At 56.2% G+C, this 17,355-nt stretch carries 16 protein-coding genes and 1 tRNA gene; 14 read left to right on the top strand and 3 right to left on the bottom strand.

Translation table 11 applies throughout. The annotated features are described in order from the left end of the window. Window positions 1-12 precede the first annotated feature (12 nt). The 5 genes from ACVDHE_RS02765 to ACVDHE_RS02745 all read left to right on the top strand — a co-directional run bounded on the left by ACVDHE_RS02765 (window position 13) and on the right by ACVDHE_RS02745 (window position 3,939). Complete coding sequence (locus ACVDHE_RS02765; protein WP_458885507.1) at window positions 13-720, top strand: LytR/AlgR family response regulator transcription factor; 708 nt, start codon at window positions 13-15, stop codon at window positions 718-720. Window position 721: 1 nt separating this feature from the next. After that, window positions 722-2,032: a sensor histidine kinase gene (locus ACVDHE_RS02760; protein WP_458885506.1), complete on the top strand. Its 1,311-nt coding sequence runs from the start codon at window positions 722-724 to the stop codon at window positions 2,030-2,032. Window positions 2,033-2,120: 88 nt separating this feature from the next. Continuing rightward, window positions 2,121-2,357: a hypothetical protein gene (locus ACVDHE_RS02755; RefSeq protein ID WP_227604516.1), complete on the top strand. Its 237-nt coding sequence runs from the start codon at window positions 2,121-2,123 to the stop codon at window positions 2,355-2,357. A 5-nt stretch (window positions 2,358-2,362) separates the two neighbouring features. Next, a complete protein-coding gene (locus ACVDHE_RS02750; RefSeq protein ID WP_458885505.1) occupies window positions 2,363-3,043 on the top strand; it encodes a hypothetical protein in 681 nt (226 codons plus the stop codon). A gap of 2 nt (window positions 3,044-3,045) precedes the next feature. Further along, entirely contained in the window at window positions 3,046-3,939 is an 894-nt protein-coding gene (locus tag ACVDHE_RS02745; protein WP_458885504.1) for an ABC transporter ATP-binding protein, read from the top strand. Between the two features lie 31 nt (window positions 3,940-3,970). Here the strand turns inward: ACVDHE_RS02745 and ACVDHE_RS02740 are convergent, their stop codons facing one another. Next, window positions 3,971-4,213 carry a hypothetical protein gene (locus ACVDHE_RS02740; RefSeq protein ID WP_458885503.1) on the bottom strand — a complete coding sequence of 81 codons (243 nt, stop codon included), beginning with the start codon at window positions 4,211-4,213 and terminating at the stop codon, window positions 3,971-3,973. A 235-nt stretch (window positions 4,214-4,448) separates the two neighbouring features. Here ACVDHE_RS02740 and ACVDHE_RS02735 point away from each other — a divergent pair, with 235 nt between their 5' ends. From ACVDHE_RS02735 to ACVDHE_RS02720, 4 genes are all read left to right on the top strand, one after another. Next, window positions 4,449-4,880: a sigma-70 family RNA polymerase sigma factor gene (locus ACVDHE_RS02735; protein ID WP_458885502.1), complete on the top strand. Its 432-nt coding sequence runs from the start codon at window positions 4,449-4,451 to the stop codon at window positions 4,878-4,880. A gap of 5 nt (window positions 4,881-4,885) precedes the next feature. Then, a complete protein-coding gene (locus ACVDHE_RS02730; protein ID WP_050617427.1) occupies window positions 4,886-5,119 on the top strand; it encodes a helix-turn-helix domain-containing protein in 234 nt (77 codons plus the stop codon). Window positions 5,120-5,646: 527 nt separating this feature from the next. Continuing rightward, window positions 5,647-5,853, top strand: coding sequence for a helix-turn-helix domain-containing protein (locus ACVDHE_RS02725; RefSeq protein WP_065533846.1), 207 nt, complete (start codon window positions 5,647-5,649; stop codon window positions 5,851-5,853). A gap of 21 nt (window positions 5,854-5,874) precedes the next feature. Further along, the gene (locus ACVDHE_RS02720) at window positions 5,875-7,284 is read left to right on the top strand and encodes a site-specific integrase (RefSeq protein ID WP_458885501.1); all 1,410 of its coding nucleotides are present in this window, start codon (window positions 5,875-5,877) and stop codon (window positions 7,282-7,284) included. A gap of 189 nt (window positions 7,285-7,473) precedes the next feature. Here the strand turns inward: ACVDHE_RS02720 and ACVDHE_RS02715 are convergent. Beyond that, window positions 7,474-7,550 (bottom strand) — tRNA-Arg (locus ACVDHE_RS02715). Between the two features lie 217 nt (window positions 7,551-7,767). Further along, entirely contained in the window at window positions 7,768-8,934 is a 1,167-nt protein-coding gene (locus tag ACVDHE_RS02710; protein WP_213039552.1) for a phosphoglycerate dehydrogenase, read from the bottom strand. A gap of 337 nt (window positions 8,935-9,271) precedes the next feature. Here ACVDHE_RS02710 and typA point away from each other — a divergent pair, with 337 nt between their 5' ends. The 5 genes from typA (at window position 9,272) to ACVDHE_RS02685 (ending at window position 17,317) form a co-directional block, all read left to right on the top strand. Beyond that, entirely contained in the window at window positions 9,272-11,095 is a 1,824-nt protein-coding gene (gene typA, locus ACVDHE_RS02705; RefSeq protein ID WP_213039551.1) for a translational GTPase TypA, read from the top strand. Window positions 11,096-11,242: 147 nt separating this feature from the next. Then, window positions 11,243-12,235, top strand: a complete 993-nt coding sequence (locus ACVDHE_RS02700; protein ID WP_458885500.1) for a stalk domain-containing protein — start codon at window positions 11,243-11,245, stop codon at window positions 12,233-12,235. Between the two features lie 125 nt (window positions 12,236-12,360). After that, window positions 12,361-12,723 (top strand): BlaI/MecI/CopY family transcriptional regulator, encoded by a 363-nt coding sequence (locus ACVDHE_RS02695; protein ID WP_418724723.1) that lies wholly within the window; start codon window positions 12,361-12,363, stop codon window positions 12,721-12,723. A 2-nt stretch (window positions 12,724-12,725) separates the two neighbouring features. Then, window positions 12,726-16,067: a M56 family metallopeptidase gene (locus tag ACVDHE_RS02690; protein WP_458885499.1), complete on the top strand. Its 3,342-nt coding sequence runs from the start codon at window positions 12,726-12,728 to the stop codon at window positions 16,065-16,067. Between the two features lie 80 nt (window positions 16,068-16,147). After that, window positions 16,148-17,317, top strand: a complete 1,170-nt coding sequence (locus tag ACVDHE_RS02685; RefSeq protein WP_458885498.1) for a MalY/PatB family protein — start codon at window positions 16,148-16,150, stop codon at window positions 17,315-17,317. The last annotated feature ends 38 nt before the right edge of the window (window positions 17,318-17,355 follow it).

Below are 17,355 nucleotides of genomic sequence, written 5' to 3'. Positions count from 1 at the left end.
GAGCATAATGATATGAAAATCGCCGTTTGTGAAGATAATAATATAGTTGCTGCATACTTGGAGGATTATTTATCTTCTTTGGGTGTGCAGAACATTGAATATGAGATTTTTACTTCTGGTGATGATCTCATTCATTACATGGAACAAGAAAAAACTTCATTTAATATTTTCCTGATGGATATTGAAATGCCGGGACGCAATGGCATTGAAACCTCTGCGTATGTGCGGGCACATGATAAAAATGCACTGATAATTTTTATTACTGACCACAAAGAATATGTTTATGAGGTGTTTGAAGTTCTACCTTTTCGTTTTTTAATTAAGCCTGTTACACAAGAAGCCTTAAATGGTGTTATGAAAAAAGCCTTTGAGCATTTTAACTTGACAAATCAGGTGTTTTTCTTCAAACAAAATAAAAAACAGTTACAGGTGGATTTTAATGAAATCATTTATTTTGAGGGTAATCTGCGGAAGGTCAGGCTTGTAACATCAGAAGTAGAATATGATTTTTATGGAAAAATTTCTGATGTCGTAAAACAATTAGATGGGAACTTATTTTTACAGATACACAATTCCTATATTGTGAACATGAGCCAAATCAGAAAAATATCGGATAGTGCTGTGGTGTTAAAGTCGGGAGTGAATTTGCCAATCAGCAAAAAATATCGTGACGAAGTTCGGCAAAAGCATATTCAGTATATGGCGTGGAGGTGTGAGTAGGATGGATATATCAACTTACTTACTTATCGCTATTGCCTATATCCCGCTGAACGTCTTTGATCTCTACATTATTTCTCAATATATGAACGCTTTGTATGGCTTTTCCCGCAAAGGGCCATACCTAAAGTTGGCAAAAATTATATCTGTAATAGGTGCTTCATTTCTTTGCGCTCCTTATACTGCTTTATGGGGGATTGCAGTAATTTGCAATATTCTGCTCCCGTTTTATAATGCAGGCAGGCAAAAGAAAATTATTTTTCAGATCACATTGCTTGTATTAGCGATGACTTCTTTATTCACGGCTTTTGCTCTTGGAGAATCCATGACATTGCCGGAATTTACAATGGGAGCATTTGTAATCTTATGCCCTCACATTATTTTCTTCCTAATTTGTAAGTTGGCCGAAAAAGTATGTGCTCCTACCGAAGTAGAGCTTCCATACACAATGTGGTTTCCTCTTTTGGCAATCCCGATAATCAGCATATTAGGAGTAGCTTATATTTCCTATTTGGCAACGCACAGTAGCTTGTCCATCGAAGATTCAAATATGCTACAATTTCCGTTGCTTTTGATGTGCTTGCTGGTGAACATTATTGTTTTTTATTTGTATGGAAAACTTTCAGAATTAGTGCAGAAAAGAGTGCAGTCGGCACTTTTTGAACAACAGCTTCATTTGCAGGAAGAACACTATCAAGCATTGATAAGCGCGCACGAGCAAATAAGAAGTATTCGGCATGACATGAAAAATCACCTTGAAGCTATTTCATTGTTGGCTGCTGAACACAAGGATCGTGAGATTGGAGAATACCTGAATGAAATCACAAGTCAAATTAGACTTTCGGATGATACGATTTTTACTGGAAATTCGGGAATAGATGCCATTCTCAATTTGAAAATAAATGAAGCAGCCGTAAAAAGAATATCTGTTTCCAAGAGCATCCTTGTTCCCCATAATTTATCCATTTCTTTTTCTGATGCCGTGGTGGTCTTAGGAAATATTTTTGACAATGCAATAGAGGCTTGTGAGCGAGATCATGTCAAGGAGCCATATATCTGCTTCAAAATGCAATACGTCGATAGTATGCTTTTTATTGAGATCAAAAACAGCATTGACCATACGCCAGAGGCCGGGAAATCCCTGCTATCCTCACGAAAAGACGATGCGTTCTATCATGGGTTGGGCTTGAAAAATGTTCGCCATATAATTGAAAAATACAGCGGAACCATGAATATTGATATTCAAGATAACTGCTTTGTAAATAAAATAGTTTTGTATGGCATTCAAACTAAAAATGACAAGGTGCCTATGTAATTCTTACAAGCTCCCGGAATGCAAAAAAGAAAGTGCTATGATTCTGTTATAACAACAGTCATGGCACTTTTTTATTGGGAGGAAAATCATGTTACCGTCCATTATTGCTTTATCCGTTTTGGCACTTCACATTTTTTTATGCTTTAGAAAGCATTGGATATGGGGCGGCCTTGTGCCTGCGCTTACATTGGCTCTAATGATTGCCAGTCCTTTTGTATTTGAAAACACATCATTCAATGAAAGTATCAAGGTATTTGGCGTTCTGGAAATCTTGCTTCTCCTTGGATGGATTCTCTGCCGAAAATCCATCGAAAAAAGGGGGTAGAAATAATGCGAGCGGTATTTTGGAGAGAGTGTCGTCATCAATTTTTCAGTTTCCGTTCCGTATTTTTTGTTTTTCTGTTTGTCGTTCTGGGCTTTTCTTTAAATCAGCTCTTTGCATTAACATCCGTAGAAATCGGTGGGATAGATAACAAGACCTACGCTGGTTCTTTTTATGTCATTATCAAGCTGGCTGTAATGCTTCTTGGTTATCTGTTTGCCTCTATTCTTTCACATAGCAGCATTAACCGAGAAACGGAACGTAAGTCAGTACGCTTGGTTATCAGTAAAATATCCAGAACGGAATATGTTACGGGAAAGTTTTCGGCAAACGTCATGTTTTGGGTTATATGCTTTGTTCTCATATATGGGTGCCTGTTTTTGAAATATAAGGTATTTGATGTAGGCGAGTTAATAACCAATACAGTGATGATGATCTACTATAACAGCATTATCATACTACTGTCTGTCCTTGTAAAACGAGGCGCTGCCAGCAATTTCTTAGGTCTTGTAGTAGGAATTGCGCTTCCGTTTGCAGGGTTATACACCATGGCAAAGAATAGTTTTCTGCGGTTTTTGTTTCCTTACAGCTATATTGTTAAATTGGACTGGAACACGTTAATGCCCATCATATTTTCTGCGATTTTTGTGGGAACGGCGATAGCAGTTTTCAAAAGGATGGATTTGTAAAAATGAGTACCATAGAAATACATAATTTACAAAAACAGTATGGCACAAAGAATGTTTTGCAAGGATTAAATTTGACGATTCAGAAGGGCGAGTTTTGGGGGCTGCTAGGAAAAAACGGAGCCGGAAAATCCACCTTAATCAATATTCTCTGCGGAACTGTACGCAAAACATCAGGTTCTTTTTGTGTGTTGGGCACGGGGGATTTTGCACTGGATAAAGCAAAGGTACACATGGGGATTATGCCGGATGTGTCAGATTTGTTTGGGGATATGAATGGATTAGAATTTACACAATATATGATGGCCTTAAAAGGGCAACGTATCCGCCACAAAGAAGTCCTTGCTTTGTTTGAAAAGGTTGATCTTCAAGTATCACTGAAAACAAAAATTAAGGCATACTCTTTTGGAATGAAGAAAAAAATTGCGATTGCCCAAGCTATCGCAGATAACCCGGAAGTATTGATTTTAGACGAGCCTACTTCTGGTGTTGATCCAGAATCAATTTTGCACTTGCAAAACCTCTTTCAAAAACTCAACCAAGGTGGAACCACCATTCTTATGGCTTCTCATAATCTTGCCGAGGTAAATAAAATTTGTACCCATATTGCAATCCTTGACCGAGGACTTTTCCAAGTTCAAGGAGAATTGCAAAGCGTGATTGACCAACATACATCCTCAATTCGATTGCAGGTGCAATGTACTACACCAGACGATTTTAATGTGTCGAAGTTATGTGAGATATATTCTATTCTGGAGGCCAATCCTACCGGCTTAATCTTTGAAATTAAGTCACAAGATGAAATTTCTCCAATAATAAATCTGCTTACTGCGCAAGGCGTTAGAATTTTCGCAGTTATCCCACACAAAACGACGTTAGAAGAAATATTTTTAAGCTGACAATACCAGGTTAATTTGCATAACACATATTTTATGTGCTGATGGATGACAGCAAAGAAAAAAAGCCGTCGTCCAGCAGCTCATTTGACACGCCCATATAAATATCGGCGGCTTTGACTGTGCCAAAGCCGCCGTTTTTCTTTGCCCTGACAGCTTCCACGGCGGCATAGAAGGAGGATGCCGCCATGCTGCGCCGGATACTATCCCCGCCTGATCTGACGAGGGCTAGCCGCTCAAAAAAAGCCCGTTCCATTCGTCGGACAGGTTCGGCCATGAGTATGAACTATACCATGTAAATAAACTTCATATCACTTGCCATTGTGCCCGGTGGGTCTGTGACCTGCCGGGCGCTTTTTGTCGTTTCCTGCGGTCGGGATGGCTGGCCGTTGCTTTTCTCAAATTTTCTTCAAAAAGGAGGCGTTTAGCGGGCAGAACACGCTCTCGCAGGATTGGTAGTAGCGGAAAGGGAGAGAGCCACCTGATCCCCCCATGGAAAGGGGGTGAAACTGATGGAATCTAACCCCCGCGACTATGGCGAGCAATGCCGGTTCGATGCTTTTTGCAAGAAGGTATTGCGAAACGAGGCCAGAGCCTACCTGCGGAACATGAAACGCCAAAGAGAGCGTGAAGCCTTCTTTAGCGACTTGTCCCAGGCGGAGCTGGACAAGCTCTGCGTCGTGGATCGTTACCCCAGCGACAGCATTGTGTTCTCGTCGCACGGCTACGATCTACATATCGACAACGAGCTTGTGGCCGAGGCTTTCTCCGCATTGCCGCAGACAGAGCAGAGCATTTTGATTTTGCACTGCACTCTGGACCTAGCAGACGGTGAGATCGGCAATCTCGTTGGGATGTCCCGGAGCGCCGTTCAGCGGCACCGGACGAGGGCGCTGCAGGAGCTGCGCGAAGCATTGTCGGCGCTGATGCCGAAAGGAGGCTGAGGAAGATGACAGAGCCCATCCACAAGGGAAAGGACCTGCCGCCCGTTTGGGTAATCCACGCGGCCTCCGGTGGTGACAGCGAGGCCATGGAGCAAGTGCTGCGGTACTACGACGACTATATGAGCCGTCTGTGTACCCGTACCCTCTATGACAAAGACGGAACCCCTCATGTGTGCGTGGATACCCACATGAAACGCTGTCTGGAAATCCGACTGATCCGGGCCGTGATGCGCGCCTGATCCTTTCAGCCCTGGCAGAAGGCAAGCGGCTTACCCTTTCCTCCTTTGCCGATACCGGGGACTGACCCCACCTTGACAAAGAAAGCCTTCGGGCAGCATAAGGCAGACGGATACGATCTGTCTGTGTGGAGCCGGTCGGCCGGTGCGCCATGACCCTGTTGCAAGTCCGCAGGACGGGACCCCTACCAAACAGGTGAGCGACAAAACCAGGCCGCGAAACAGGTGTGGCAGCCTGTGGGCGAAGATGCACAGACAGGATAATGAGACTCCCGCGTTGAACGCCCTCAAAGCATTGCGCGGCGCACCCATCAGTATGGGCCGGGGTGAGATTCCCGTGGAGCTGCGGCCAGCAGCCATCCGTTTTTGCCTCTTTTATTTTCAGATAAATCTTCTGCTTTTCTGTTTACGGATAGTTCGTAAACTTTCCATTAGCAGCAGACAAACCCGAAACGGCGCGGTACAATGAGGGTGGAAGTTATGAATGAACACCCTTTTGCGTGCCGTTTCTGACTGGAAAGGAGGCTGCTGTGTCAGAGATTCAGAACGGTACCGAGAAAAGGCCTTTGGAGTGCCGCACCTATACGGTCAATGACATTGCCGTGATCTTAGGTGTCAGCCAGGCACGGGCATATAGCCTTGTGCGGGAGGACCTTTTCAAAAGCGTACGAATTGGCAACGCCATACGGATTTCCAAGCGGTCGTTCGACCACTGGCTGGAGTCACTTGACCTGTGACACAAGAAAGGAAGGTTCGTTATGGCATCCATCATCAAAAGAAAGAAAAACTATTCCATCGTCTACACCTATGTGGACGAGAACGGCGAGACCAAGCAGAAGTGGGAGACGCGCTCCAGCTATCAGGACGCATTGAAGCGCAAGGCGGAGGTGGAGAATCAGAAAACCACCCGGTCTTTTCTCCCGCCCAGCAATCAAAGTATCTCGGAGTTTCTGCTGGACTTCGTCTCCCTCTACGGCGAAAAGCGGTGGGGCGTTTCCATGTATGACAGCCAAAACTCCCTGATCGCCAACTACATCAACCCCATCATCGGGGACATGAAAGTGCAGGACATCACGCCCCGTGTGGTGGACAAGTACATCCAGACCTTGCAGAAAACCCCTGCGGTGAACACCAAGAACCACCATGCCAAAACAGAGTTCGTGACCAACGCCACTATTGACAAGATCATCAAGCTCCTCCGCTGCGCCTTCAAGCAGGCAGTCCGGTGGGAGCTGGTCCCCAAGAACCCCTTCGATAATGTGATCCTGCCCAAAGTGGAACATAAAAAGCGGGACATCTGGACTGCCGATATGATCCGCACCGCCCTGGATCAGTGTACGGACGGGAAACTCTATGTGGCAATGAATCTGGCCTTTGCCTGTTCCATGCGCATGGGTGAGATCATGGGGCTGACCTGGAGCAATGTCCATATCTCCGACGAGGACATCGCCGCTGACAATGCCTATGTCTACATCGACAAGGAGCTGACGCGGGCCTCCAAGCGGGCCATTGAAATGCTGGGGCATCGGGATGTCTACTATGTGTTCCCGCCCCTGTTTGCCAACACCAGCACCCGGATCATCCTGAAGAAGCCAAAGACCGATTCCAGCATCCGCAAGGTGTGGCTGCCCAAGACTCTGGCCTACATTCTGCTGGAATGGAAGAAGTCCCAGGACGAACTGAAAGAGATGCTCCGGGACGAGTATCAGGACTACGACCTGGTGGTGGCGCTGCCCAACGGGCGCCCCTGTGAGGATCGGGTGCTTCTGAAGGAGTTTGAGAAGCTGCGGGAGAAGGCGGGGCTGCCCAAAGTGGTCTTTCATTCCCTCCGTCATTCCAGCACCACCTACAAGCTGAAACTCAACCACGGTGACCTGAAGGCCACCCAGGGCGACACGGGCCACGCCCAGATCGACATGATCACCAGCGTGTATGCCCACATTCTGGACGAGGACCGAAAGGTAAACGCCCAGAAGTTCGAGGACGCCTTCTACGCCAGCGCCAATCCCGACCTGCGGACGGTGCGCCCTCCGGCAAAGACCAGGGGGCCGAAGGAGCCGGAGCGCGTGTCGCTGGACTTGGAGGCCCTGGTGGAACAGCTCCGCAAGTCGCCGGAACTGGCCAACACACTGGCCGCATTGCTGGCGTCGGCCCCATCCGGAAAATAGTTCGGAAAAATCGTATTAGCAAATCCCCGATTTTCATTAGCAAACCCGGAAAAAATGTTCGAAGCCAATTAGCAGGGATACAGCGGAAAATGTATAAAATCGTTCCGGCGGAGCGGCAAGGCCGTTCAAAAGGGACGATAACAAAAAACCGCTGTAAACCATCAAAAAACGGCTTACAGCGGTCATTTTTGGCACCCCCGGCGAGACTCGAACTCACTACATTCCGCTTAGGAGGCGGACCCTCTATCCTGGTGAGGTACGGGGGCATATACAGAAATTATTCAGTTATACAAGGCTTCGGGATTCGAACGGTTCCATTGTTAGGAGGCGATCGCTCTATCCTGCTGAGCTATCGGGGCATGAAATTGAAGTTTATTGTACCCGCTTTTCCCGTCTCTGTCAATGAGGGAGCCGGCAGGAGGCCTTGCAGACGAAAAGAAGAGGCTCCTTTCTTGTTGGAAAGGAGCCTCTCGTGCGGCACATTCACGCGATGAACCGGACCCGGATGACGTTTTCCAGGTTTTTTACATCCTGGATTACGGCCCCGTCAATCTGAGAACCCAGGTCTACGATGGTATAGGCGTAGTCGCCCCGGGACTTGTTGCTCATGTTCTCCACGTTCACCCCGTCCCGGGACAGCAGGGCGGTGATGTTGGCCAGCATGGCCGGCACGTTCCGGTGCAGGATGCACAGCCGGCAAACGCCGCTGCGCTCCTGGCTGACGGCAGGCATGTTGACGCTGTTGCGGATATTGCCGTTTTCCAGATAGTCCTTCAGCTCATCCACCGCCATGACGGCACAGTTCTGCTCGCTCTCCGGCGTGGAGGCGCCCAGGTGGGGCATGGCGATGACGTGGGGCGCGCCCACCAGACGGTTGTTGGGGAAGTCGGTAATATAGGCCGCCACCCAGCCGGTGTCCAGGGCGGCGAGCATGGCGTCGTCGTCCACGATCTCGCCCCGGGCCAGGTTGATGAAACGGACGCCCCGCTTCATGGCGGCGATGGCCTTGGCGTCGATCATATGCTCGGTCTTGGCGGTGTAGTGGATGTGGACGGTGATATAGTCGGAGCGCTTGTAGAGCTCGTTGATATCCTTGACCACCCGGATGTGCCGGTCTAGCCGCAGAGCGGCATCCACGGACAGGAAGGGGTCGTAGCCGTAGACATCCATGCCCATGGACAGGGCAATGTTTGCCACCAGCGAGCCGATGGCGCCCAGGCCGATGACGCCCAGGGTCTTTTTATAGAGCTCCGGCCCCACGAAGGCGGCCTTGCCCTTTTCCACCACGGTGGTCACGTCCACACCGGTATCCACCTGCTTACGGACCCAGTCGATGGCGCCGGGCACGTCCCGGGAGCCCATCAGCATGGCGCACAGCACCAGCTCCTTCACGGCGTTGGCATTGGCGCCGGGGGTGTTGAACACCACGATGCCCTGCTCGGAGCAGCGGTCCAGAGGAATGTTGTTGACGCCGGCGCCGGCCCGGGCGATGGCCAGCAGGTTGGCGGGGAAGTCGTAGTCCAAGAGTTTGGCCGAGCGGACCAGAATGCCGTCCTCCTGCGTCTCGGCGTCGGAGACGGTGTAGTGCTCCGGCTCCAGCCGGTTCAGGCCCACGGGGGAGATCTTGTTGAATGTCTTGATACGGTACATGGCGAAAAATGCCTCCTGGGGTGGTCCCAGCGGACCACGGTTACTTGCGGGGAACGTGCGGCGCTGGCGCCGCTTCCACCGCAGCACTTTTATTATAGTGTCGCCGGAAAGGATGGGTCAATGGAGGGGAAACCAAAAAACACTGGACGGGGCAGGGGGTTCTTTGTGGAAAAAGGTAATACTTTTTCGGGACGGAGCGCACTGACGGAAAAGTTGGGAAAAAATTTAAAAAAATGTGAGATATTATATTGAAAAGTCAAAAAAAGCGGACTATAATATTTAGCCGTATGTGAAAAACAGGCGCGCCCCCGGGGCCTGCCGTTAAGGAGACGAATATATGAAGAATGAACATTTGAGAAACGTCGCCATCATCGCCCACGTTGACCACGGCAAGACTACGCTGGTGGACGAGATGCTCAAGCAGGGCGGCGTCTACCGGGAGAACCAGGAAGTGGTGGACCGGGTCATGGACTCCGGCGACCTGGAGCGGGAGCGGGGCATCACCATCCTGGCCAAGAACACCGCCATCCGCTACAAGGACGTGAAGATCAACGTGGTGGACACCCCGGGCCACGCCGACTTCGGCGGCGAGGTGGAGCGCATTTTGAAGATGGTCAACGGCGTCATTCTGCTGGTGGACGCCGCCGAGGGCCCCATGCCCCAGACCCGCTTCGTGCTGAGCAAGGCCCTGGAGCTGGGCCACCGGGTCATCGTGGTGGTCAACAAGATCGACCGGCCCGACCAGCGCATCCACGAGGTGGTGGACGAGGTGCTGGAGCTGCTGATGGACCTGGACGCCACGCCCGAGCAGCTGGACAGCCCCATGCTGTTCTGCTCCGGCCGCAACGGCACCGCCTCCTACTCTCCCGAGACCGTGGGCACCGACCTCACGCCCCTCTTTGAGACCATTCTGGAGTATATCCCCGCCCCCGAGGCGGATGTGGACCAGCCCTTCCAGATGCTGGTCAGCTCTATCGACTACAACGACTTCGTGGGCCGTATCGCCATCGGCCGCATCGAGCGGGGCACCCTGAAGCAGAACCAGGAGATCGCCGTGTGCAACTACCACGACCCCGAGGCCGTGCTGCGCAAGGCCAAGGCCACGGCCATCTATGAGTTCGAGGGCCTGGCCCGGAACGCCGTCACCGAGTCCACCGCCGGCAACATCATCGCCATGAGCGGCATCGGCGACATCACCATCGGCGACACCATCTGCGACCCCTCCGCCGTGGAGGCGCTGCCCTTCGTGAAGATCTCCGCTCCCACCCTGGAGATGACCTTCTCCGTCAACGACTCTCCCTTCGCAGGTAAGGAGGGCAAGTTCGTCACCTCCCGCCAGCTGCGGGACCGGCTGTACCGGGAGACGCTGAAGGACGTGTCCTTAAAGGTCAGCGACACCGACAAGGAGACCGCCTTCAACGTGGCCGGCCGGGGCGAGATGAGCCTCTCCATCCTGATCGAGACCATGCGCCGGGAGGGCTACGAGTTCCAGGTCTCTCCCGCCCGCGTGCTGTACCAGGAGATCGACGGGGTCAAGTGCGAGCCCATCGAGCGGCTGGTGGTGGACGTGCCCGGCGACTGCGTGGGCGCCGTCATCGAGAAGCTGGGCAGCCGCAAGGCGGACCTGGTGGAGATGACCCCCGTGGGCGAGCGGATGAAGATCGAGTTCCTGATTCCCGCCCGGGGCCTGTTCGGCTACCGCAGCGACTTCATGACCGACACCAAGGGCGAGGGCATCATGGCCTCCGTGTTCGACAGCTACGCCCCCTACAAGGGCGACATCTCCCGCCGGGGCACCGGCTCCATGATCTCCTTCGAGACCGGCGAGTCCATCACCTACGGCCTGTACAACGCCCAGGAGCGGGGCACGCTGTTCATTGGTGCCGGCGTGCCGGTCTACGGCGGCATGATCATCGGCGTCAGTCCCCGCAGCGAGGATATCACCGTCAACATCTGCAAGAAGAAGCAGCTGACCAACATGCGGGCCTCCGGCTCCGATGAGGCGCTGCGCCTGGTGCCTCCCCGCCAGCTGAGCCTGGAGCAGTGCCTGGAGTTCCTGGCCGACGACGAGCTGCTGGAGGTCACCCCCAAGAGCCTGCGGATGCGCAAGTCCATCCTGGATCACGAAAAGCGGATGAAGGCTCTTCACGGGAAAAAGTAAACATTCGTACTGAGAGCCCCCGCCTGGACCAGGCGGGGGCTCTTTTATAAAATTTTCCCTCTTCAGAGGGAACTTTTCCCGGTCTGTGTCCGTCTGTATGAGCAAAGGGAGCAAAGGCTCCACCCCAAACGGGAAAGGATGATCGATATGATGAAACGATTTTTAAGAGGTCTGTCCCTGCTGCTGTGCATGGCGATGCTGACTGTGCCCGCGCTGGCGGCAGAGACGGAGAAAGACCCTGCGGCGGACCGCCTGGGTCCTGTGATGGTCTGGGGCACGCTGTCTCGCCTGGAGAGCGGCGGCCTGCTGGTGGAAAACAGCAGTGACGGCCTCAGTGAGGTGGTCCTCCACGGAGAGGACATCATCTGCCTGGATGCCGTCACCGGCGAAAGCGTGGATATTGACAGTCTGAAGGACGGCGATCTCATTTATGCCTGGGTGGGACCGGCTATGACCTTGAGCCTGCCGCCCCAGGCCACGGCGCTGCTGATCCTCACCAATATCCCCGCCGATTACGCGGTGCCCCAGTTCTATGAGATCGTATCCGTGACGCCCCAGGCTGTGCCCGCTATTGAGCCCCCTCCGGCCCTGACCTGGACCGAGGTCACTGCCGCCGGCGGCAAGGTGCTGAAGATCACCGACAAGGCCGAGCTGACCCCCTACCGCACCAAGAACATCGTCCGCCTGGAGGACCTGATCCCCGGGACCCGGATCCTGGTCTGGTCCGACAGCAAGGGCGAGGCTACCAAAGTCCTGGTGTTCCCCTACCAGTACAAGGGCTATGTGAACTGCTTTGAGGACGGCACCGTGACCCTGAACGGCGCCGCCCTGGCCCAGAAGGCCAAGGTCACGTCTGAGGGCGAGACGCTGCTGCCGGTCCGGGCGATGGCCGAGGCCCTGGGCATGAACGTCCGCTGGGATGCGGCCAAGGGCGCTGTGGTGACGTACAGTGAGGAACTGGCCCCCGAGAACTGGGCCTCCGAGGCGCTGCTGTCCGCCGTGCCCGGCGGCGCCGTGTACGGCTATGAGGCTGACGGCACCTCCTTCGAGGCGGGCGGCACCTGCGTCATTGAAAACGGCGTCACCTATCTGTCCGAAACCGTTCTGCTGAATCTGCTGGACCTGTATCTGGCTGTGTGATTTGATCTCGTCGTCCCCATTGCCGGGCCGCCCGTAAGGCGGCCCGGTTTTTCTTGACAAGGGAGGTCTATTGTTATAGACTAAAGACAAGAGGTCGATAAAAATAGACCAAGGGAGGGCGGACCATGGAGCGGTATCATCTCAGCGACAGTGAGTACCGGTTTTTGCAGGTGGTGTGGGCGGCGGAGCCCGTGGGCTCCGGACGGCTGGTGGAGCTGTGCCGGGAGCAGCTGGGCTGGAAGAAGTCCACCACGTATACGGTTTTGAAGAAGCTGTGCGAAAAGGGGATCCTCCGAAATGAGAGCAGCACTGTCGCGGCGGCGGTGCCCCGGGCGGCCGTGGATCACCATGCGGCGGAGGGGTTCGTGGACAAGACCTTCGGCGGGTCCCTGCCGGGGTTTCTCACCGCCTTTATGGGCGGGCGGAAGCTGACGGAGGGGGAGGCGGAGGACCTCAAGCGCCTCATCGATCAGTATAAGGAGGGGTGAGCATGGAACTGCTGACAGCGGTATTTTCCAGGCTCCTCTCCATGGCCCTGACGGTCCTGCCGGTGATAGTCGCGGTGCTGCTGGTGCGTCTGGCTCTTCAGTGGGCGCCCCGGAAGTACAGCTACGCGTTGTGGCTGGCGGTGGGGTTCCGGCTGGCGTGCCCCGTCAGCACCGAGGACTTGTGGAGCATTTTTGAGCTGCCGGGGCTGTATGAGCTGGCGGAGACCACCGGCGCCGTGGGCACCGGGATGGTGGACGAGCTGCCCCGGGTGGCGGCAGCCCTGGCCCCGGCGGCGCCGTCTGTCACCGCCCCCGCCGTATCGGGCGGCGCCGTGAGCGTCCCCTCTGTTCCGGTGGAGGAGGCGGCACAGGCGATCCCTCTTCTTTCGGACTCCGGTGCCATTTCCTGGAGCCGGCTGCTGCTTCAGATCGGAGCGGTGGTGTGGCTGCTGGGGGTGATCGCCCTGCTGGCGGTGGGAGTCCTCAGCCTGGTGCGCCTGCGGCGCCGCCTGGCGGGGGCCGTCTGGTGCGGCGGCGAGGTGTGGGAGAGCGAGGCAGTGCCCACGCCCTTCGTTCTGGGCTTTTTCCGGCCCCGGATCTACCTGCCGCCGGGCCTGACCGGCACGGAGCGGACCTGCGTTCTGGTCCACGAGCGCCATCACATCCGCCGCGGCGATCCCTGGTGGAAGCTGCTGGGGTGGTGCATTCTGGCGGCATACTGGTGGGACCCGGCGGTGTGGCTTTGCTGGGTGCTGTTCTGCCGGGACATGGAGATGAGCTGCGACGAGGCGGTGCTCTCCGCCCTGGGAGACCAGACGAAAACCGGGTACAGCGAGGCGCTGGTGTCCTTCGCCCTGACCCGGCGGGTGCCGGCGGCCCTGGCCTTTGGGGAACACGACGCCGCCCGGCGGGTCAGACACGTGCTGAACTGGAAGAAGGAGACGCCCCGCATCGGCTTTCTGGCCTTTGCGGCGGTATTCCTGGCGGTCACGGCCTGCATCAGCAATCCCGCTCCGCGGCCGGACAGCGGCTTTGTCCGGGGCACGGAGGGAACGGACGGAGTCTGGTCCCTGGAGTATCAGTTCCCCGAGGACACCCGCTCCTTCGTCTTTTACCGGGAGGTCTACCGCTATGGGGAACTGGAGGACCGCTCCTGCATGGTCATGGACGGCATGGCCGCCGACGGCGAGGGCGTCACAAAGCGGGAGGGCGCCTTCCCCCTGGAGATCTTCCGGGAGGACGGCAAGACCGGCGTGCGCTTTTCCTCCGGCTCCTTCCCCACGCTGATGCCGGAGGCGGACGGCTGTGAACTGGTGTCCTGGACCTATATCCGGGAGCAGACGGAGCTGTGGCTGGGAGACAGCGCCGCCATCGCGGCAGTGCTTTACAGCGACGCCGAGACGGGCATTCCCGCCATGTCCTGTGACGCTCTGAATCAAGGGGACCCGGCGGAGCTGCTGGCCGCCTGTCCCGTGGCGGTGGTGCTGCGGCTGGCGGTGTCCCGACAGATGGCGGACACGCTGGCGGAGCGGATCGAGACCGGCGTCATCGGCCTGCCCGCCGTGCTGTACGGACTGCGGATGGACCGGGCGCTGGAGGGAGACCTGCCCACCCTGCCCCTGGGGGAGACGCTGCATCAGGACCTTGCCGGTGTCCGGGCCATTCTGGAGACGCTGGGGGTGCCGGACCTGGAGAACTGCACCTTGGAGCTGGGGATCCATCCCCTCTATGAGGACGCGGGAACGCTGCGGGTATTCTGCGAGAGCCCGGCGGACCTGGAGGCGTATCAGAACGCCATGATCACCGCCTCCAAGGTGGTGCCGGCCCTGGTGGGAGACGTGGACCAGGTGATGTACGGCTATGGGCGGGACGGCGGCCGGAACTGGCAGACGCTTTACACCAAGGACGGCTCATACAGTCTGGACAAGTTCGCACGGGAATTGGGCTGGCGGGATATCCATACCCTGGGGCAGACCCTGGCGGGCCTCCAGGCGCTGGTGGACGACTTGTGGGAGGATCTCCCTGCCGTCACCGCCTCAGACACTCTGGCCCAGCGGCTGTGGGCGCTGCGGGATGGCTCTGAAATGGAGCTGGAGAAGATTTTGCTGGACCAGGGAATTCCCGGTGTGGATGGTCAGCCCTCCTGGGTCCCGGCGGGGAGCCGTACCATCGCCCGAACGGATGCCCAGACCCTCTCTTTCCGCTTTGACGATCCGGAGGCGGATACCCAGGCGGTTGGGCGGGCCATGGAAAAGAAGGCGGTGGTGCTGCTGGCGCTGCGGGAGGAACTGACGAAGGTGATCTGGGAGTGGACGCCGGAGGGCTCGGACGCCCCGGCTGCCACCGGGGAATTGACGGCGGCGAAAGCCGACGAACTGCTGGCTGCGGCAGGCATGACGGACGGCGTCAAGGCCATGGGGGCCTCTCCTGCCGCCTTGGCGCAGTTGCTGGAGTGGCTGGAGAACTGGACGGCGTTCCAGCCCTTGACTGCCGGGGAGCTGTACGACATGGCCCGGACGCTGACGCCGGAGGCCATGGCGGCGGAGGTGGTGTGCCGGGGCCCCTGGGCGGATCCCTATCTGGAGGGGGCCTTCACCGTATCATGGGAGGGAGACGGGCTGCTTCTGCAATTTACAACGGAGGACGCCTGGGAGCGGGCTGTCTCCGTGAACCGCCTGGCCAGCGACGGTCTGCTGCTTCTGGCGCTGTATCCCCAGCTCCGGGAGGTCCGGGCCTGGTCGCCGGACGGACGCAGTTACACCTGGGTGACGCCGGAGACCGCCGAGCGGAGCCTGCCGGAGGGAATGACCATCGGGGACTGCGGCGCCTCGCCGGAGGCCTTCGCCGCTCTGGTGGAACTGCTGGCGGCCAATGCGCCCGCCTCCACCCGGGAGGAGCCCTTCACGGACATTCTGGGCTACGACGGCGTGCTGGTGACGGTGACCACCCTGTACGGATGGAGCCAGCGGACCTATTACGCCGTGTCCGATGGCGGCAGCCGGACCGCCGTCGCGGCCAGCTTCGGCTATGGAGAGCCGGAGGACTATACCGTGGACCTGGACGGGGACGGGGCAGAGGAGCTGGTGTGCAACGTCACCTTCGGCGCCGACGGCGGCAGGGAAGTCTATGTGTACCAGCGCCGGGACGGCGGGGTATATCTGGGCACCTGTCGTTTTGAGGAACTGCCGGACTTTGTCCCCGGCGGAGGGCTGAACAATTGGGTGGAATACGACTTGGACGCCGGCTGCTTCCGGCTGCACTACCGGACCAGCGGGGCGGAGGAATTCGCGGAGGTGGAAGCGCGGGGCCTGGAGGGGCTGAGCTTTGAAAAATTCTCCCTCTGAGATGGCGAAGCCTTGACAAACGGAGCCGCAGCCCCCATGATGGAGTCAGCAGATGACCATCGTGGAAAGGAGTTCACCCCATGAAATACGATTTCGACCAGATCATCGACCGCTCCCGGAACCACTCTGCCAAGTACGACGAGCGGGTGAAGAAATTCGGCACCGACGACGTGATCCCGCTGTGGATCGCGGATATGGATTTCAGAACGGCCCAGCCCGTCATCGACGCTCTGGAGGCCCGGGCCCGGGAGGGCATCTGGGGCTACACCGCCCGGCCGGAGAGCTACTTTGCCGCCATCCGGGCCTGGCAGAAGCGCCGCAACGGCTGGGACATCGACCCCGCCCTCATGAGCTTCTCCCTGGGCGTGGTCCAGACCCTCAGCGCCTGCGTGAAGCTGTTCACCCCCCAGGGCGGCAGCGTACTGATCCAGACCCCGGTGTACTCCGAGTTCTACGACATGACCGAGGCCTGGAACCGCACCGTGGTGGAGAACCCCCTGGTGGAAAAGGACGGGAAGTGGACCGTGGACTGGGCGGACTTTGAGGAGAAGCTGAAGATCTCCGACCTCTTTCTCCTGTGCTCTCCCCACAACCCCGTGGGCATCGTGTGGACCGAGGAGGAGCTGCGGCGGATGATGGAGCTGTGCCTGAAGTACCACGTGCCGGTGGTCTCCGACGAGATCCACTCCGACCTGATCTTCCACGGCAAAAAGCACATCCCCACGGCGTCTCTCTCCCCGGAGATCGCCGCCAACGTCATTACCGGCATCTCCGGCACCAAGACCTTCAACCTGGCGGGCCTCCAGGCCAGCACCGCCGTGTTCCCGGATGCCCACAAGAAGGCGGTGTTCGACAAGTTCTGGATGAACATGGACATCCACCGCAACAACGCCTTCTCCCTGACCGCCATGGAGGCGGCCTTTACCGGCGGCGAGGAGTGGCTGGAGCAGCTGCTGCCCTACCTCTCCGACAACTTCGACTTCGTGGTGGACTACTGCGAAAAACATATCCCCAAGATCAAGACCTTCGCCCCGGACGCCACGTATCTCATGTGGCTGGACTGCCGGACCCTGGGCCTTACCAATCAGCAGCTCCACGACTTCATGATCCAAAAGGCCAAGCTGGGCCTCAACGACGGCTGCTCCTTCGGGCGGCAGCTGGAGGGGTTCATGCGCCTCAACGCCGCCTGCCCCCGGGCTACGCTGCGGCGGGCCATGGAGCAGCTGGAGGCGGCCGTCAACAGCCTGTGACGGCGCAGAAAAACGCAGAAAGACCGTGTCCGAAAGGG

It is taken from the genome of Dysosmobacter sp. Phy (assembly GCF_054476235.1).
The sequence above is the reverse complement of the archived record's forward strand: the minus strand, read 5'-3'. Positions and strand labels throughout refer to the sequence as shown.